The 18,576-nt window shown below is 74.4% G+C and carries 12 protein-coding genes; 5 read left to right on the top strand and 7 right to left on the bottom strand.

Annotated features, from left to right (window positions below):
* The first annotated feature begins 120 nt into the window (after positions 1-120).
* On the top strand, positions 121-2,328 hold the full coding sequence (locus tag L1885_RS09560) for a SpoIIE family protein phosphatase (RefSeq protein ID WP_235796597.1): 2,208 nt from the start codon (positions 121-123) through the stop codon (positions 2,326-2,328).
* Positions 2,329-2,514: 186 nt separating this feature from the next.
* Here L1885_RS09560 and L1885_RS09555 read toward each other — a convergent pair whose 3' ends face one another.
* Positions 2,515-5,175, bottom strand: coding sequence for a family 78 glycoside hydrolase catalytic domain (locus tag L1885_RS09555; protein ID WP_235796596.1), 2,661 nt, complete (start codon positions 5,173-5,175; stop codon positions 2,515-2,517).
* Positions 5,176-5,493: 318 nt separating this feature from the next.
* Between L1885_RS09555 and L1885_RS09550 the strand changes: the two genes are divergently transcribed.
* Complete coding sequence (locus L1885_RS09550; protein WP_235796595.1) at positions 5,494-6,885, top strand: MFS transporter; 1,392 nt, start codon at positions 5,494-5,496, stop codon at positions 6,883-6,885.
* Between the two features lie 128 nt (positions 6,886-7,013).
* Here the strand turns inward: L1885_RS09550 and L1885_RS09545 are convergent, their stop codons facing one another.
* From L1885_RS09545 to L1885_RS09530, 4 genes are read right to left on the bottom strand one after another with little or no spacing between them, the layout of a single operon-like run.
* Entirely contained in the window at positions 7,014-7,733 is a 720-nt protein-coding gene (locus tag L1885_RS09545; RefSeq protein ID WP_235796594.1) for an ABC transporter permease, read from the bottom strand.
* A gap of 39 nt (positions 7,734-7,772) precedes the next feature.
* Entirely contained in the window at positions 7,773-8,684 is a 912-nt protein-coding gene (locus L1885_RS09540; RefSeq protein ID WP_235796593.1) for an ABC transporter ATP-binding protein, read from the bottom strand.
* Positions 8,681-9,634, bottom strand: a complete 954-nt coding sequence (locus tag L1885_RS09535; RefSeq protein ID WP_235796592.1) for an ABC transporter permease — start codon at positions 9,632-9,634, stop codon at positions 8,681-8,683. The genes L1885_RS09540 and L1885_RS09535 overlap by 4 nt, the downstream gene beginning before the upstream one ends.
* A complete protein-coding gene (locus tag L1885_RS09530) occupies positions 9,631-10,581 on the bottom strand; it encodes an ABC transporter ATP-binding protein (protein ID WP_235796598.1) in 951 nt (316 codons plus the stop codon). The genes L1885_RS09535 and L1885_RS09530 overlap by 4 nt, the downstream gene beginning before the upstream one ends.
* Positions 10,582-11,045: 464 nt before the next feature.
* Between L1885_RS09530 and L1885_RS09525 the strand changes: the two genes are divergently transcribed.
* Complete coding sequence (locus L1885_RS09525) at positions 11,046-12,968, top strand: SDR family oxidoreductase (RefSeq protein ID WP_235796591.1); 1,923 nt, start codon at positions 11,046-11,048, stop codon at positions 12,966-12,968.
* A 369-nt stretch (positions 12,969-13,337) separates the two neighbouring features.
* Positions 13,338-13,940 (top strand): RNA 2'-phosphotransferase, encoded by a 603-nt coding sequence (locus L1885_RS09520; RefSeq protein WP_235796590.1) that lies wholly within the window; start codon positions 13,338-13,340, stop codon positions 13,938-13,940.
* A gap of 141 nt (positions 13,941-14,081) precedes the next feature.
* Here the strand turns inward: L1885_RS09520 and L1885_RS09515 are convergent, their stop codons facing one another.
* Positions 14,082-14,867 carry a VOC family protein gene (locus L1885_RS09515; RefSeq protein WP_235796589.1) on the bottom strand — a complete coding sequence of 262 codons (786 nt, stop codon included), beginning with the start codon at positions 14,865-14,867 and terminating at the stop codon, positions 14,082-14,084.
* A gap of 456 nt (positions 14,868-15,323) precedes the next feature.
* Between L1885_RS09515 and L1885_RS09510 the strand changes: the two genes are divergently transcribed.
* Entirely contained in the window at positions 15,324-16,838 is a 1,515-nt protein-coding gene (locus tag L1885_RS09510) for a tetratricopeptide repeat protein (RefSeq protein ID WP_235796588.1), read from the top strand.
* A 142-nt stretch (positions 16,839-16,980) separates the two neighbouring features.
* On the opposite strand, the gene L1885_RS09505 is transcribed toward L1885_RS09510, so the two are convergent.
* Positions 16,981-18,375, bottom strand: coding sequence for an AAA domain-containing protein (locus L1885_RS09505; protein ID WP_235796587.1), 1,395 nt, complete (start codon positions 18,373-18,375; stop codon positions 16,981-16,983).
* Positions 18,376-18,576 lie beyond the last annotated feature (201 nt).

Below are 18,576 nucleotides of genomic sequence, written 5' to 3'. Positions count from 1 at the left end.
CCCGGCGGCCCGTCCGCCCCGCCGCCCGCACGCCGGCGAGCGCCGCACCCGCCCGCGGGCGGCGCGGCAGACGGCGGACGTCGGTGGCACGGACGCACAACCTGTCCATAGAGTGGAAAAATGCGCACAGAGGATGTTCTGTCGGCGACCGCGACGGGCACGTGGCGCTGGGACATCGAATCTCGCGCGGTTTCCCTCGACGCCGAAGCGGCCAGGATGCTGGGGCTCGGCACGAGCCCCGCCGTCGTGCACGTGCCCGACCTCAGGTCCCGCGTGCACCCCGTCGACTGGAACGAGGTCGGCTCCATCATCGGCCTCGCGGCCACCGAGCGGAGCGTCGCCGAGGGCCGGGTGCGCATCGTGGACGCGACGGGCCAGGTGCTGCGCACCCTGCGCCTGCGCTGCAAGCCCTACCTGCGCGAGAGCGGGCAGCCGCAGGAGTCGGCGAGCGGGATCGGCCTGCTGCGCAAGCTCGTCGGCACGACGCAGGAGGTCGCCGAGCCCGCCCCCGGCACCGTCGTCGCCGGCTCACCCGTCACCGGCGACTGGCGCCGCTCCCGCGAGGCGTTCCTGCTGGACGCGGGCCGGGAGCTGGCCGAGGCCCACAGCACGCAGGACGTGCTGCGGATCGCCGCCTCCCTGTCCATGCCGGGCTTCTCGCCGGACGGCCTGGCCGTGTTCCAGGCGGCCGGGGAGCGGATCGAGCTCATCGGCATCCACGGGGACATGCAGACCTCCGAGGCCTTCGACGAGCACCTCACCCTCGACGCGGACTACGCGGCGGCCGAAGTGATGCGCACCGGCCGCGCCGTCTACCTCTCCTCCCCGCAGGAGTACGAGACCCGCTACCCGGAGATGTGGCCGTACGTGGAGCCCATGGGCCGGCTGTCCTGGGCGTACGTGCCGCTGGTCTTCCAGGGGCGCACGATCGGCGCGTGGATGGCGGCCTTCGCGTACCCGGTGGCCTTCTCCCCCGACGAGCGGGCCGTCCTGACGAACGTCGCCCGCATGCTGGCGCAGGCCCTGGCCCGCACGGGCGAGGCGGAGACGCAGCGCGCCCTCTCGCAGGGCCTGCAGCGGGCAATGATGCCGCGCCTCGCGCCCGACCTGCCCGGCATGGCGGTCGCCGCGCGCTACGTGCCGACCGGCGGCGGCCTGGCCATCGGCGGCGACTGGTACGACATGATCCCGCTGCCCGGCGGCTCGGCCGGCGAGGGCCGCTTCGCCCTGGTGATCGGCGACGTGCAGGGGCACGACGTGCGGGCCGCCAGTCTGATGGGGCAGCTGCGCATCGCGCTGCGCGCCTACGCCTCCGAGGGCCACCGGCCGGACGCCGTCCTCTCCCGCGCGTCCCGCTTCTTCTCCGGGCTCCAGCAGCACCCGATCGTCGGCAGCGACGGCCTCCCGTACGAGGAGGAGGACGAGGAGGCCGGGCCGCGCTTCGCGACCTGCCTCTACCTGGAGGTCGACCCCGTCACCGGCACCCTCGACATCGCCCGCGCGGGCCACCCCGACCCGGTGGTCCGCATGGCCGACGGCACGGCGATCATCCGCAAGACGGACGGCGGCCTGCCGCTGGGCATCGAGACCGACTCCGACTACCCGACGACGCGGCTCGTGCTCGGGCACGGCGAAGTGATCATGCTCTGCACGGACGGGCTGATCGAGACCGGCGGGCACGACATGTTCACCGGCTGGGACCGCCTGCGGCCGATCATCGAGACGCACACCGACAGCGCGCTGGAGAAGGAGTCCCTGGAGAAGCTCGCGGACGCCCTGATCCAGTCCGTCCACGGGCCGATCTCCCACTACACGACGGGTCCGCTCGCGGAGCGGCGGGAGGACGACATCGCCCTGCTGCTGCTCTCCCGCGACCCCACGCGCGCGGGCGGCGGCTTCCTGGCCCCGCGCCGGGCGTCCCTGACGATCGCCCAGGCCGACCCGGAGCGCATCTCGGACGCCCGCCACCAGCTGCAGGCCCTGCTGCACGACTGGGCCGACGAGGACCAGGTCGACTCGGCGGTCCTCATGGTCTCCGAGATCATCACGAACGTGCTGGTGCACACCGACGGCGACGCCCTCGTCTGCGCTCAAACGGCCGGTGAGTCCGGCAGCCGCACGCTGCGCGTCGAGGTCGCGGACACCAGCGACCAACTGCCGCACCGCCGCAAGCCGGGCGAGATGGCGTCGAGCGGCCGGGGCCTGGTGCTGATGGAGGTCCTCGCCGACGAGTGGGGGGTCGACCCGCGCGGCGACGGCAAGATGATCTGGTTCGAGCTGCGGGAGCGGGCGCCCGCCCCGGCCGGGACGGGCCCGGACGAGGCCTGAGCCGGGTCGCCGCACCGGCGTCCCGTGTCCCGCCCGGCCCGCCGCGGGGCAGGGACCGGCCCCTGGCGGCGGGCCCGTGCCGCCGGAAGAGAACGGGCCGTGGGGGCCCGGCCGCCGGAAGGGCACGCGGAAACGTACGCGCGGCTCGGGCAGGTTCCGCGCGGCCGGTGTCCGGACGCCCGGGCGTCACGCCGGCGGCGGCGCGGGCAGGTCCACGCCGGCGCGGTGGCCGCCCGGGCCGACCACGTAGGGATCGAGGCCCGGCAGGTCGACCTCCGCCGTGGTGCCGACCGGGACGGTGAACTCCACGTCGAGGCGCCGTCCCCGGTGCAGCCGCCAGCGGACCTCGGCCGTCCCGTACGGCGTGTCGTGGCGGGCGCGTGCCCAGGTCAGCCCGCCGCCGGGGCGCGGGGCCACGCGGATCCTGCGCCAGCCGGGGGCCGCCGGCGCGAGGCCCGCGACCCGGCCGTGCAGCCAGTCGGCCACGGCACCCAGGGCGTAGTGGTTGAACGACGTCATCTCGCCCGGGTTGACCGTGCCGTCCGGCAGGAGGCTGTCCCACCGCTCCCACACCGTGGTCGCGCCGCGCGTCACCGGGTACAGCCAGGACGGGCACTCCCGCTGCAGCAGCAGCCGGTACGCGTCCTCCGTCGCGCCGGCCCGCGTCAGCGCCTCGCAGATCACCGGGGTGCCCGCGAAGCCCGTGGCGATGTGGTGGCCGTCGGCCGCGACGAGTTCGGCGAGGCGCCGGCCCGCCGCCCGGGCCTCCGCGGGCGGCAGCAGGTCGAAGACGAGCGCCAGCGCGTACGCCGTCTGGCTGTCGCTGGTCAGCCGCCCCTCGGCGGTGACGTGGGCGGCCCTGAAGCGCTCACGCGCCCCGGCCGCGGCCGTCCGGTAGCGCTCGGCGTCGGCGTCCTCGCCGAGGACCCCGGCGATCCGGGCGAGCACCTCGGAGGAACGGGCCGCGTACGCCGCGGCGACCAGGCCCGCGTCGGTACGGGCCGCCCAGGGGTCGTCGGGCGGCGCCGCCGGGTCCAGCCAGTCCCCGAGCTGGCGGCCCGTCGAGCCGTCGGTCCCGCCCGCGAGGACGCGGTCGACCCAGGCCCGCGCGCTGCCGTAGCGGTCGCGCAGCAGTCCCTCGTCGCCGTACGCCCGGTACAGCTCCCAGGGCATCAGCACGGCCGCGTCGCCCCAGACGGCCATGGGCCAGGCGGGCAGCCACTCGGGCGTCGGGACCTCGGGGACGATCAGCGGCACCGTGCCGTCCGCGTACTGGTCCGCCGCCAGGTCCCCCAGCCAGGAGGCGAGCATGCCGGCGCAGTCGTGCAGGAACGCGGCGGTCGGCGTGAAGACCTGGATGTCACCGGTCCAGCCGAGGCGCTCGTCGCGCTGGGGGCAGTCCGTCGGGACGTCGACGAAGTTGCCGCGCATGCTCCACACGACGTTCTCGTGCAGCCGGTCGACGTCCTCGTCCGAGCAGGCGAACCAGCCCGTGCGCCGCAGGTCGGTGCCGATCACCCGGGCCGTCACGTCCGCCGGGTCCAGCTCGCCGGGCCAGCCCTCGATCTCCGCGTAGCGGAAGCCGTGGAAGGTGAACCGGGGCTCCCACACCTCTTCCGGGTGCCCGGCCAGGGCGTAGCGGTCGGTGGCCTCGGCCCGCCGCAGCGGGCGCACGCACAGCTCACCGTCCTGGAGCACCTCCGCGTGCCGCAGGGTGACCTCGGTGCCGCGGGCCTCCCACCCGGCCCGCAGCCGAAGCCGCAGCCGGCCGACGAGGTTCTGCCCGAAGTCGAGGATCGTACGGCCGGAAGGCGAGAGGGTCACGGCGACCGGCTCGACGTCCTGCGTGTGCCGCACCGGGGGGCCGGTGGGCGCGCGCAGCGTCCTCGGGTCGAAGTCACCCGCGCCCCGCACGGGCCGCCACGCGCCGCCGCCGGTGCCCGGCCACGCGCCGCCGGCCGGTCCGGCGCCGGCCGGCGGCCGCGACCAGCCCGCCGGTTCGAGGCGGGCGTCGTGGTGCTCGCCGTCGTACAGGCTCGCCCGCAGGGCCGGGCCGGGCGCGAACTGCCAGCCGGGCCCGGTGCCGAAGCGGACGGTGGTGCCGTCCCCGCACACCACCTCCAACTGGGCGAGCAGCCCGGTGCGCTCCCCGTACACGTCCCGCGTGCCGCCGCCGTAGCCGATGCGGCCCCGGAACCAGCCGTCGGCGAGATGCGCGCCGAGCACGTTGGGGCCCGCGTGCAGCAGGTCCGTCACGTCGTACGTGCTGTAGCGCAGCCTGCGGCGGTAGCTGGTCCAGCCCGGGCTGAGGACCTCGTCGCCGACGCGGTCGCCGTTCAGCTCCAGCTCGTACAGGCCGCGGGCCGTCGCGTAGAGCCGGGCGTACGCGGGCGGCGCGGGCAGCTCGAAGCCGCCGCGCAGCAGCGCCGTGCGCTCCCAGGCGCCCGGGTCCCGCTCCCCGTCGGGCCCGACCATCACGGCCGTCCAGTCGCCCGGGGCGAGCAGCCCGGCCTCCACGGTCAGCGGCGGGCTCCACGGCGACGGCCCCTCGTCCCCGCCGCCCGTGCCCCACACCCGCACGCGCACCGCGCGGCGGTCCCGGGACGCGAGGGGCGGCGCGGGCCAGGGCACGAGCACCGAGTCGCCGCCGTCGATGCGGCCGCTCTCCCACGGCGGCAGGGCGCCGCCCCGCGCCTCCTGGACCACCTGTACCTCGTAGCCCTCCTGCACCCAGCCGTGCGGCGCCTCGGCGACCGTCCACGACAGCCGGGGCCGCCGCTCGCCGATGCCGATCCGGTCCCGGGGGTGGTGCTCCGCCCGCGGTGCGTCGAGAACGATGGGTGCCACCGGGCCCTCCTCCTGGTCGTGGCGCCGTGCGGGCCCGGGCGGGCCCCCGCTAGATCGTGCCGAGATCGGTCCCCCCGGGGAAGGGCGCCACGGCTTTGACCACCCGTGTGAAGGGATGCCCGTGGCGGTGGCGGTGCCGAACGCCCGGTGCGCTGCCCGCGCCGTGTCGCCGCGGGCGCGAGTGCCGCTCTCGGGGGCGCTCCAGGGGCTTCGCCGCAGAGCGGGCGCCACCCTCCGTTTTCGCGTAAACCGTATTCACAGGAATGTTTCCTCGGATTCTGGAGAGGGGCCGGTCATCGACGTTCGGAAGGCAACCAGATGACGACAGCTGCACACGACCCCCGCGAGGTGGCTCAGGCGAGTCCCGGAACCCGGCGTTTCCTGCGCCGCCTGACGGTCGCCACCGGCGGCGGCATGTTCATCGACGGATTCGTCTTCGCGTCCGTCGCCGCCGCGCTGGCCGGCACCGCGATGGCCCGTGACATCGGTGTCACCTCGACCTGGAACTCGCTGATCTCGTCCTCGACGCTGATCGGCACGTTCTTCGGCGGGCTCTGCCTCGGCTACCTCACGGACAAGCTCGGGCGCCGGCCGATGTTCACCATCGACCTCTCGGTCTTCCTCGCCTGCGCGGTGCTGATGTTCTTCGTCACGGCCGCCTGGCAGGTCTTCGCACTCGGCCTGATCATGGGTCTCGCCGTCGGCGCCGACTACTCCATCGGCTCACCGCTGCTCGCCGAGTTCGCGCCCACCAAGAAACGCGGCAACTATCTCGGCATCCTCGAGATCCTGTGGAACGTCGGCTACGTCGTCGCGTACCTCGTCGGCTACCTCGTCAACACCAACTGGCCGGGCGCCTGGCACTACACGCTCGCCGCGAGCGCCATCCCCGCCGTCGCCTGCCTGCTGATCCGCCACGGCCTGCCGGAGTCGCCGCGCTGGCTGATCTCCAAGGGCCGCCAGGAGGAGGCCGCGCGGATCGTCGAGGAGGACCTCGGCGTCTCCATGGACAGCGAGGACTGGCGCGCCGAGCGCCAGGAGCAGACCCGCTACCGGGACCTGTTCTCCCCCGACTACCTGCGCCGCACCGTCTTCACCTGCGTCTTCTGGATCTGCATCGTCCTGCCGTACTTCGCGCTGACCTTCTTCCAGCCGACGGTCCTGCGGGCCATCGGCCTCGGCGGGTCCGCGCTCGCGGGCGCCCTGCTCGGTACGGTCATCGCGCTGGCGGGCGCGGCGACGGGCTGGTGGCTGGTGGACCGCGTCGGGCGGCGCACGATCCTGATCTGGCCCATGTTCGTCTGCGCGCTGATGCTCTTCGTCGTCGCGCTCGGCTCGATCCTGCCCGTGTGGCTCGCCACGGTGTGCTTCTTCGGCTACCTCTTCAGCTACGGGATCATGAGCATCCTGCCCGGCATCTACCCGGACGAGGTCTTCCCGACGTCGATCCGCACCTCGGGCGTCGGCCTGTCGTCGGCGGCGAGCCGCATCGGCGCCGCGATGGGCACCTTCCTGCTGCCGCTGTCCCTCGACCACCTCGGGCTGAGCTGGTCGATGGTGTTCATGGGGGTCGTGTCGCTGATCGGCGGCGTGACCGGACTGATGTGGGCACCGGAGACCAACAACCTGCTGCTGACGCAGACCGGCCACCGGGAGGCCGACGGCGGCAAGGGCTGGTTCGTCAAGGAGGCGCTGGTCTCGCCCCGGTGAGGGCGAGGGGCGACGCAGGGGCCCGGCCCGGCCCCGCCCCGCCCCGCCGCCGAGCGTCCGAACGCCGCAGGCCCCCGGTCCCCGCGAGGGGCCGGGGGCCTGGCCCGTCCCACGGGTCCTGGGCCGTCCTACTCCTCGCCGGCCAGGGTCAGCGTCCGCAGCCGCCGGCCCGCGTACCAGGTCGCGCCGCCCGTGACCACCACCAGCAGGATCACCGCGGCCGGCAGGCCGACGTCCGAGGACACGGCGCCCTCACCGGCGATCCGCTGGGCCAGCGCCAGCGCCCACTGCTGCACGCTCAGCGTCCGCGCGCCGGGGACCATGCTGCCGAACAGCGCCTCCCACACCAGCGCGTACACGAGGCCGATGACGACCGCGTGCCGGCTGACGGTGCCGAGCAGCAGGAACAGCGCGCTGTACGCGATCGACGCGACGAGCGCGGCGACGGTGTAGGCGATCGCGATCTGCCCGCCGTTGCCGTTGAGGATGAACCCGGCGATCAGTGTCGGGATCGCGGAGAAGGCCATCGTCACGGCGATCGCGACGAAGAGCTTCGTGATGATGACGGTCGGCCGCTTCACCGGCTTCGACAGCAGGTAGACGATCGATCCGTCGTCGATCTCGGGGCCGATCGCGCCGGTGCCGGCGATCACGCCGATCAGCGGGACCATGGTCGCGATGGCGAAGCCGCCGAGCAGGTCGGAGGCGGTGCCGTCGTCCGCGCCCCGGACGAGCCGCACGGCCAGCGAGATCACGATCAGCAGGGCCGGCAGGACGAAGAGGATCGCGGCCCGGCGCCTGCCCAGCAGGGCGCGGTAGGTGAGCCGCGCGACGGTGGGGTTGTACATGGTGGCGTGCACTCTCCTTTCTGGGTGTGTGGGCCGCGGTCAGGCGGTGACGAGGTAGGAGAAGACCGATTCGAGGGACTCGTCGGACGGCGAGACCGTCAGGAGCCGGATCGAGTGGGCGCGGGCGACCTGCGGCAGCAGCGTCGTGAACCGCCCGAAGTCGACGGCCTGCACGCGCAGCGCGCCCTCGGCGAGGTCCACCTCGATGCCGGCCGTCGACGGGTCCGCGATGAGCGCGGCGGCGAGCGCCCGGTCGTCGCTGGAGCGCACGAGGTAGCGGTGCGGCCGGTCCGTCATCAGCCGGCGGATGCGGCGGAAGTCGCCGCTCGCGGCGTGCCGCCCGGCGACGATCACCTCGATGTGCGAGGCGAGTTGCTCGACCTCTTCGAGGATGTGCGACGAGAACAGCACCGTGCGGCCCTGCGCACCCATCTGCCGCAGCAGATCCATGAGTTGCATGCGCTGGCGCGGGTCCATGCCGTTGAACGGCTCGTCCAGCAGGAGCACGGACGGGTTGTGGACGAGCGCCGACGCCATCTTGACGCGCTGGCGCATGCCCTTGCTGTACGTGGAGATCGCGCGGTCCTGCGCGTACTCCATCTCGACGGTGGCGAGCGCCGCGTGCGCCTCGCGCGTGCCGAGCCCGTGCAACTCGGCGTTCGCGACGACGAATTCCAGGCCCGTCAGGAAGTCGTACATCGCCTCGCGCTCGGGCACGATGCCGATCTCGCGGTACACGTCCTCGTTGCGCCAGATCGGCCGGCCGTCGAGCATGACGGTGCCGGTCGAGGGCGCGAGGAAGCCGCCCATCATGTTGATGAGGGTGGACTTGCCGGCGCCGTTGGGGCCGAGGAGGCCCGTCACGCCCGGGCCGATCGTCATGGTGACGTCGTTGACGGCGACGACGTTGCCGAACCAGCGGGAGGCGTGGTCGATCTCGATCGTGGTCACAGCCCGACCTTCCGGTAGCGGCGCATGAGGACTCCGTACGAGCCGGCGACGAGGCCGGCGATGACGAGCAGGTAGACGACGCCCGCGCCGGCACCGGGGCCCACGCCCCCGGGGAACGCCGAGTGCGCGCCGAGGAAGGCCGTCTGGAGGCCGTCGATCAGGGTGATCGGCGAGAACAGCCCGATCCAGGTGATGGCCGAACTCGGCTCGCCCGCCCAGATGATGGCCTGGAGCGTGGAGACGGCGCCGTAGGAGATGACGAGGGTGGCGATCACCGCGGCGACGCCGAACCCGCGGCGCGGGGTGAACGCCGCAAGGACCAGCCCGATCCCGCCGAACAGCAGCGACAGCACCGCCACCGACACGAGCCCCTGGCCGAAGCCCTTCGTCTGGTCCCCGAAGTCCATCTTCGCCAGCAGCGCGCCGATGTAGAGGATGACGACGGGCGCGACGGTCAGGACGAACAGGGCGCTGCTCATGGCGCCGAACTTCGCGAGGACGTAGTCGCGGCGCTCGATGGGCCGCGAGAAGTAGAGCGGCACCGTACGAAAGCGCAGGTCGCGCGAGACGGACTGCGGCGCCTGCGCCGCCAGGAACAGGCCGATGACGGCCTGCAGCAGGATCGCGTAGCGGGTGTAGCCGACGCCGAGGTTCTTCGCGTGGGTCACGACGGCCACCGCCACGACCAGCGCCGCGGGCAGGCACATCACCGCGAACAGGATCATCGGCAGCACCTTCGACTTCGCCGACCTGCCGAGGCCGAACGCCCCGCGCAGCGACTGCGTGTAGAGGGACCGCATGGCGTACGAGCGGCCGAGGCGGGGCCCGTCGTACTTGCGGTAGCCGATGTTGTGGATCTGCGTGGCGCCGGCGGCCGGGACGCCCGGCCCCACGCCGCCGGGGTTCGCCGGGCCGCCGGGCGGCGGGACGGTTCCGCTGGGGGTGCTCATGCGGAGACTTCCTCCTTCTCCTGCCGGAAGACCTCGGCGATGTGGTGGCGCCGCTGCTCCATGCGGACGAGACCGAGACCGAGTTGTGCGACGGTGTCGCGCACGGTGTCGTGGACGTCCTCGCCGCGCGCTTCCACGAGGAGCACGTGGCCCGCGCCGGGCAGGCCCGGCTCGCTGCTCTCGAGGAGCGTCACGCCGGCCGCGGCGAGCGCGTCGCGCAGCGCGCCGGTGCCGTCGGGGTGCTCGTCGGAGTCGGTGACCTCGACGGCGAGTGTCGTCGTCATCTGCGTGAAGTCGCTCGTGGAGCTGGAGCGCAGGAGCCGCCCGCCGTCGATGACGACGACGTGGTCGCAGGTGCGCTCCAGCTCGCCCAGCAGGTGCGAGGTGACGAGCACGGAGATGCCGAAGTCGGTGTGCACGCGGCGGATCAGCCCGAGCATCTCGTCCCGGCCGACCGGGTCTAGCCCGTTCGTCGGCTCGTCGAGCAGCACCAACTGCGGGTCGTGCACGAGGGCCTGGGCGAGCTTCACCCGCTGCTTCATGCCCGTCGAGTAGCCGCCGATCGGGCGGTAGCGCTCCTCGTACAGGCCGACGTGGCGCAGCGTGTCCGCCGTCCGCTCCCGCGCCGCGGTGGGCGGCAGCCCCGACATCCGCGCCATGTGGACGACGAACTCGGTGGCCGAGACGTCCGGCGGCAGGCAGTCGTGCTCCGGCATGTAGCCGACGCGCTCCCTGATCTCCGCCCCGCTGGTCGACACGTCGAGGCCCAGCACGGCGGCCCGGCCCTCCGTCGCGGGCGAGAGACCAAGAAGAATCTTGATCATCGTGGACTTGCCGGCGCCGTTCGCGCCGACGAGTCCGGTCACACCGGCCCCGATGTCCAGGGAGAGCCGGTCGAGCGCGGTCACCCGGGGGAACCGCTTGCTCAGGCCTTCGGTCGCAATCACAGCAGTCACGTCCTTGACGCTAACGGTGCCGCGTGCGCCGGTCGTCAGCCCTGCTGCCTGTCTCGCGTCAGCCTCGGGTCGTACACGGCCCGCCCGGGCGCCGCCCGCAAGGCGGAGGCGGGGGACGGTCCGGACGGGGAGCCGGACGGAGGGCCGGACGGACGGTACAGCCGGGGAGCCGGGGGACGGTACGACCGGAGAGCCGAGGGGACGGTACGACCGGCAGCTGCGGGGACGGTCCGGCGACCGGACCGGGCGCGGACGTTGGTGTGAGACGGCGGTGTGGGACGTCGGTGTGGACGTGAAGGTGGACGTGAAGGCGAACGTGAAGCTGGACGAGGAGGGGGACGTGCGGAGGGACAGGGAGGCGGACGCGTGCCGCCGGGGGCGTCGGCCTTGACGTGTCCCGTGCCGACGCGTGACGCTACCAGCGCGTAGCGCGATCCTGGAGGCGACGCCACACCATGACCAGCAGCCGTCCGGCCGCCCCGCGGCCCACCCCTCGCACGGTCCACGCCGGCCGTCTCACGCTCGACGTGGCGGAGTTCGGCGCGCCGGGGCCCGACCGCCCCACGGTCGTCCTCGTGCACGGCTATCCGGACAGCAAGGAGGTCTGGCTGCCCGTGGCCCGGCGTCTCGCGCCGCGCTTCCACGTCGTCCTGTACGACGTGCGCGGCCACGGCCGCTCGGCCGCGCCGCACCCGCTGCGCGGGGGGTTCACGCTGGAGAGGCTCACGGACGACTTCCTCGCCGTGGCGGACGCCGTCAGCCCCGGCCGTCCGGTGCATCTCGTGGGCCACGACTGGGGCTCCGTCCAGGGCTGGGAGTTCGCCACGAGCCCGCGCACCCGGGGCCGGCTCGCGTCGTTCACGTCCCTGTCGGGGCCCTCCCTCGACCACCTGGGCCACTGGCTGCGCGACCGCGCCGCCGCGCGCTCGCCCCGGGCCGTCGCGCAACTCCTCTCGCAGGGCGCGCGGTCCTGGTACGTGTACGCGCTGCACACGCCCGCGCTGCCCGAACTCGCCTGGCGCGGCCCGCTCGGACGGCGCTGGCCCGTCCTGCTGCGCAAGTCCGAGAAGCTGCCGGAGGCGGCCGGCGAGGACGCGTACCCCGCGCCGACCCTGTCCGAGGACGCCGCCAACGGCGCCTGGCTCTACCGCGACAACGTCCGCGCGCGGATGCGGCGCCCCCGTGCCGACGCCTTCGCCCACGTGCCCGTCCAGCTCATCGTGCCGACCGGCGATCCCTTCCTCTCGGAGCGGCTCTACGACGGCCTCGACCACTGGGTCCCACGCCTGACCCGCCGCACGGTACGGGCCGGGCACTGGGTCCCGCGCACCCGTCCGGACCAGCTGGCCACCTGGATCGGCGACTTCGTCACCGACCGCGAGAGGGATGCGGCGGGCGTCGAGGACCCGCTCGGCCCCGCGGCCCTCGATGCCCCCTCCCGGCGCGACACCGCCCTCCCGCGGCAGGACACGGCGGGCGGCGGGGAGCTTCTGACGGGAGGCGGGCGTCCGTCGGCGGAGGCGGTGCGCAGCGCGGACCGCTCGCGCGCGGAGACGGCGCGCTTCGCCGGGCGGCTCGTCCTGGTGACGGGTGCGGCGAGCGGCATCGGCCGGGCCACCGCCCTCGCCTTCGCACGGGCGGGCGCCCGGGTCCTCGCCGTGGACATCGACGGCGAGGGGGCGGCACTCACCGCGGGCGAGGCGAGCGTCGCGGGGGCCCGCCAGGCCTGGGCGGAGCAGGCGGACGTCGGGGACGAGCGGTCCATGGAGAGTCTGGCGGCCCGGGTCGAGAAGGCGTACGGAGTGCCCGAGGTCCTCGTCAACAACGCGGGCATCGGGATGTCGGGCCCCTTCCTCGACACCAGCGCCGAGGACTGGCGGAAGGTGCTCGACGCCAACCTGTGGGGAGTCATCCACGGCTGCCGCCTCTTCGGCCGCCTGATGGCCGAGCGGGGGCAGGGCGGGCACATCGTCAACACCGCGTCCGCCGCCGCCTTCCAGCCCTCGCGCGCGCTCCCCGCCTACTGCACCTCGAAGGCGGCGGTGCTCATGCTCAGCGAGTGCCTGCGCGCGGAGCTCGGCGACCGGGGCATCGGCGTCTCCGCCGTGTGCCCCGGATTCGTCGCGACGGGCATCACGGCGACCGCCCGCTTCACGGGCGTGAGCGCCGAGGAGCAGGACCGTCTGCGGCGCCGTACGACCAGCCTCTACGGGATGCGGGACTTCCCGCCGGAGCGCGTCGCGGACGCGGTGCTGCGCGCGGTCGTGCGCAACGACGCGATCGTCCCGGTGACGCCCGAGGCCCACGGCCTACGGGCCCTGGACCGGCTGTCGCGCGGGGCGCGTTCGGCGCTGGCGAGGATGCAACCGAGGCTCTGAGGAAGGCGGCCGGTGCGGCGCCCGGGGGCGGCCGGGATTTTCGGGACCGTTACCCGGAGTCGTCCGGGGACTCCCCGGGGCCGGGTTCCAACGTCGGTCGCCTGTGACGTGAGTGACGTCGCGTCAGACCACATCTGTGGCATGCCACTTGGGCAGCTCCGGTCACAGCACGGGCCAGTTGTCCGCCGGGGCATCACCAGCCCTTCCTCACACGGCACTTGCCCCAAGCCGGTTGCCGCAGGGGCCCGTTGTCCACAACTTGCTCAACACGCCTGTGGATAACCGGGGTTACCTGTGGATCAAACATCGCCTCGATGAACAGCCGAAAATCACTGGCGGTCCAGCGCGCCACAGGAACATTCTGACGATATGGACCATATGAATGACCATAAAAGAGGAGGATCCGATGAGCAGCGCGCGGTGAAGGTGTCGCGCTACCTGTCCCTGCACCTGCGCCATCGCCCCGACCGCATCGGCCTCGCCCTCGACGCGCGAGGCTCCGTACCGGTCGAGGAACTGCTCGCGGCCGCCGCCGCGGACGGCTTCCCGATCGGCCGCGAGGAGCTGGAGCACGTGGTGGCCGTCAACGACAAGCGCCGGTTCACCGTCGAGGACGGGCGCATCCGGGCCCTGCAGGGACACTCCGTACCCGTCGACCTGGGGCTTCCGGCCGTCGAACCGCCCGCGTACCTGTACCACGGCACGGTCGCCCGCAGTCTCCCCGCCATCCGGGCCCAGGGCCTGCGATCGATGAGCCGCCATCACGTCCACCTGTCCCCCGACCGGGACACGGCGACGCGGGTCGGCGCCCGCCGTGGCAGGCCCCTCGTGCTCACCGTGGACGCCGGCGCGATGCACGGCGCCGGGCTGATGTTCCACCGCACCGCGAACGGCGTCTGGCTGACGGCCGCGGTGCCACCGCGGTACCTCGTCCTGGCGCAGCCCCACGCGCCCCGGAGCCCCTCGCGCTGAACGGCGGCGGTCCACGCCGCGCGGCCCGTTCGCGCCCACCCGCCGGGCCCGTCCTTCGTGGGCCGCCCCTGCGCCCCGGGCCGCGGTCGTCGGCGCCGTCTCCGGGGTGGCCGGGCCGGTCGGTGGTCGCGCGGCCGGACCTCAGGCCGCCTGTCCGATCGGCGCGATCATCGCGAACAGAGCGCCCTGCGGGTCCTCCACGACGGACAGCCTGCCGACCTTCTCCAGGTCGAACGCCGGCACCCGCAGCGACCCGCCCGCCCGGACCACGGCGTCGACCGAGCTGTCCACGTCGTCCACGGCGAAGTGCACGAGCCAGTGCGGGGTCACGCGCTCCTTCATGTTGTGCATGTCCTGGACGCCTGCGACCGTCTGGCCCTGCACCCTGAAGCCCGTGAAGCCCGGCATGCCCGGCAGCGGCAGGCACTCCATCCCCAGCGCCCGGTAGAACTCGCCCGCACCCCGGATCTCCGATGTGATCAGCTGGTTCCACATCAGCGCGCCGTGCTCGTTGACGATCCCCGCACCGGGGAAGTCCTTCGCCTGCCACAGGCCGAACACCGCCCCCTGCGGATCCGCGCCGATCATCATCCAGCCGAGTTCGCCCACCTGCATCGGCGGCACCAGCAGCGCCCCGCCCTCGTCCACGACCCGGCTCTCCGTGCTGCCGATGTCCGCGCTCGCGAAGTACGTCGTCCAACTGGGCGGGGGAGGCGGTCCGCCGTCGGCGGACGCGGTCGACATGATCCCGGCGACCGGCCGGCCGCGCTGGGTGCACACCGCGTAGCCCCCGTACTCCTCCGGCCCCACCTCGCCCTGCCAGCCGAACAGGTCCCGGTAGAAGTCGAGCGCGGCCTGCTGGTCCGGCACCATCAGGTCGATCCAGCAGGGCGTCCCCGGCGCGTACGGGTCGGTGACTTCAGGCATCTCTCGCCTCCAAGCGGGAGTTCCGCCCGGCCGGGGCCGGGGCGGCGGCTACCTCGTGCGCCCCGCGCGGTACCGGCGGCCGCACCGCCGCGGGCAGGGACGTCCAGCTGTCCCGGCCACCGTGCGGCGGTACGTCCGCACGTCCGCGAGGTACGCGCAAACCTCGTACGGCACGCCGCTCCGCGCACCGCGCTACCAGCGTCCCCCGGCCCCGCGACCCCCGCAACCAGTGCCGGTCCCCTCGGGGGCACCGCCCTCCCGCAGCCCGCGCAGCCGTCGCACGTCTCCGAAGGGTTAAACGTTCCGCGGCGTCAACAGCTACGGCGGCACGCCGCCGCAAAGGGTGGCAGTTCATGGCAGATCGTGGGCGGGATATCCGGTTTGTGCCCAAACTCTGTGTGCGCGCGGCGTGACAGCGGGTACGTTCTTGCCCCGCACGACAGGAAGGGCTCGGCCATGGCGACGTCACCGGCAGTTCCCAACGCCGCCTTCCGCACCTTGCGGGGCTCGCGCTCCGCGGGCGAGTTCGCGGCGGCGGTGCGCAGGGCGGCGCGGGAGATCGGCGAACAGGTCGCCTGCGACGCGCGCTACGTGGGACGGGTGGAATCGGGCGAGATCCGCTGCCCCAACTACGCGTACGAACGGGTCTTCCTGCACATGTTCCCGGGCAAGTCCCTGGCGGACCTGGGCTTCTTCGCACGGGAGGCGGTGCGGGGACGGGGGGTGCGGGCCCGGGCGGCCCGTCCCGGGGACCCGGACCGGGCCGCGCCGCCGGCGGCCCCGGGCACGGCGTCCGGCGGGCAGCACCCCGTGTTCGTGCCCCTGTACGAAGGCTCCGGCCGTCGCGACCGCCCGGAGCGCCACGGCGGCGGCTCCGGTGCTCCCGACGGCCGGGCGGACCCCGACCACCCCGACCACCCCGACGACCCCCACGACCCCCACGATCCGGACGAGGAGAGCGACATGCTGCGTCGTGCCTTCATGGCGAGCGGCAGCGCCGGTGCGGCGTTCGCACCCCTGTCGGTACCGGCCCCGCGCAACGGCAGCCCCGGACGCGTCCGCCTCGGCGAACCCGAGGTGCGTGCCGTGGAGGACGAGGTGCGGCGCATCCGCCTGCTGGACGACCGGCACGGCGCGGACGGCCTGTTCCGCCGGGCGACCGGGCCGCTGCAGGCCGCGTACGCGCTCCTCGACTCCGGGCATGTCGCGGGCCGGTCGCTGTCGGACCGGCTGCACGCGGGCGCTGGCGAACTGGCCCTCAGCGTCGGCTGGCTCGCGCACGACTCCGGCCGCTTCGAACAGGCCAGGTCGCACTACGCGGAGGCACTGGCCACGGCCCGGGTCTCGGACGACGCGGCGCTGGAGGCCCACGCGTTCTGCAACACGGCCTTCCTCGCCGACGACGCCGGCCGGCACCGGGAGGCGGTACGCGCCGCACAGGCCGGCCGGCGCGCGGCGGCCCGGCTGGCGTCCCCGCGTCTGATGTCGCTGCTCGCCCTGCGGGAGGCGGCCGGCTGGGCGGGGCTGGGCGACCGCAGCGCGACGACCGCGAACCTGACCCGGGCGCACGCCCTGTTCGAGCGCGGCCCCTCGGACGGCGACCCGGAGTGGATGTCCTTCTTCGGCGAGCCGGAGCTGGCCTGGCTCGACGCGCGCTGCCACGCCGCACTCGGCGACTGGCCGCGCGCCGCCCGCCACGCCTACCGGGCGACCGCCCTGCAGGACGAGCGCTTCGCCCGCAATCTCGCGCTGTACCGCGTCGAACTGGCCACCGCGCTGGCCCGCTCGGGCTCCCCCGACGAGGCCGCGGCCGCCGGGCAGGCGGCGCTCGACCTGTTGCAGGACGTCACGTCGTCCCGGATCCGGGGGATGCTGGCGACGACCGTCCGCGTCCTGCTGCCGCAGCGCCGCGCCCAGGGCGTGGACGCGTTCCTGGCCCGCTCCGGCGCGGGCCCCGCCAGGCCGCTCTGACCGTACGGAGCCCTCCGGAGCATCCGCCCGCGCCGTTCGGGCCGCCCACGGGCCGCGCCCGCCCCCTGGCCGCCGGCTCCGGGCGCCCCCGCCCGGTCGCGGACTCCCGGCTCCTCCGCTCGGGCCGCGGGCTCCCCGCGCCTCACCCCCGCCACGCCACCCGGTGCTCGGCGAGATGTGCCAGCACCGCGTGGTTGGCCTCCCAGCCGTCCGGGAACTTGACGCTGACGCCGAGCTGGACGGGCTCCGTGGAGGGATGGTCGTCCAGCAAGTCCGCCACTCCGGCCCGGCAGACCACCACGCAGGCGTGCCGGTGCCGGGAGGCGAGCACGCACAGGCGGCCGGTCTCCAGGTGGAAGGCGGTGGCGTCGGGCCGGCCGGAGAGGGGGTGCAGCACGACCGTCACGTCGAACTCGCGCCCCTGGAGCCGGTTTGCGGTGTCCACCGCGACCCCGTGGACGCCCAGTTCGGCGAGTGCCGCACGGACGACGGCGGCCTGGTCGCGGTGGGCCGTGCCCACGGCGACGCGGTCGGCCGTCACCGGCACCGGACCCTCCGCGCGCTCGCTCGTCGCGACGCAGCCGCGATCCAGCAGCCTGCGCACGACGTGCGCGAGCGCGTGCACCGCCTCCGGGTCGGTGCGGGGCGTGCGCCGCGCGGGCAGTTCGAGCAGCCCCCAGCCGGACTCCGCGGCCTCGTCCAGCACCCGGTCGGTGCCGGTGCCGTCCGACGCGACGCCGAACGAGAGGCTCCGGTCCCCGTGGTCCGTGCCGCTGCGGAAGGGCGTGTACGGGTAGAAGGCGCGTGAGACCAGCGGCGCCGCCGACGCGGGCAGCCGCCAGGACACCGGCAGGCGGTGCTGCGGCAGTTCGGGATTGTGCGCGAGGAGGGTGGAGACGGCGCTCGCCGACGGGTCGTAGGAGAGCCCCGCCCACTGCTCGGCGCCCACCATGCTGAACGGGTCGAGCTGCCCGGGGTCGCCGACGAACAGCGCCCGTTCGAACAGCCCGGCCACCGCGAGCAGCGCGTCCGACCGCATCTGGTACGCCTCGTCCACGATGGCGTGCCCCCACGGCTCGACGCCCTGGACGTGCGCCCACTTCGCGGCCGTCGAGACGACGACGTCGAGGCCGGCTAGATCTCCCGCCCTGGACGACTTGCGGACGTTGTCCAGCGCGTCGAGCGCCCGGTCGTAGGGGTCGGCGTCGCTGCTGTGCAGCCGTCCTACGGGCAGCTCCGGGTCCTTCTCGGCGAGGCGGAGGACCAGGTCGTCCACCTGTGCGTTGGTCTGCGCGACCACCATGAGCGGCCGCCCCGCCGCGGCCAGTTCGCGGGCCGCGCGCACGACGAGAGTCGACTTGCCGGCGCCCGGCGGCGAGTCCACCACCACGCCGCGGTGGCTGCCGTGCAGCGTGTCGCGCAGGATGGCGGCGGTGGCCCGGGCGGCCGCCGCCCCCGGGTCGAAGCCCTGGGACGTCTCCGCTCCGGGTGCCGTGTCCGCCTCCGGCCCGGTCCCGGTGCTCAGGATTCCGGTCATCGCGCGCCTCCTCGGCGAAGCGGGTGGCCCGGCACGGCGTGCCGCGCCCGTGCCGTTCGGGCCGGGGTGCGCGTCGGCCGCCCGTCGTGGCTCACAGGAAGTCCTCCTCCGTGACGGGGTCGGGCTCCGGCCAGGCCGGCCCGCCCGTGCGGTCCTCCGCGTCCCCGCGGCCCCCGGCGTCCGCGTGCGCCGGGCCGCCGG

It is taken from the genome of Streptomyces fuscigenes (assembly GCF_021556455.1).
GTDB classification, from domain to species: Bacteria; Actinomycetota; Actinomycetes; order Streptomycetales; family Streptomycetaceae; genus Streptomyces; species Streptomyces fuscigenes.
Note: the sequence above shows the minus strand (reverse complement) of the source record. Positions and strands in the feature narration are given on the sequence as shown.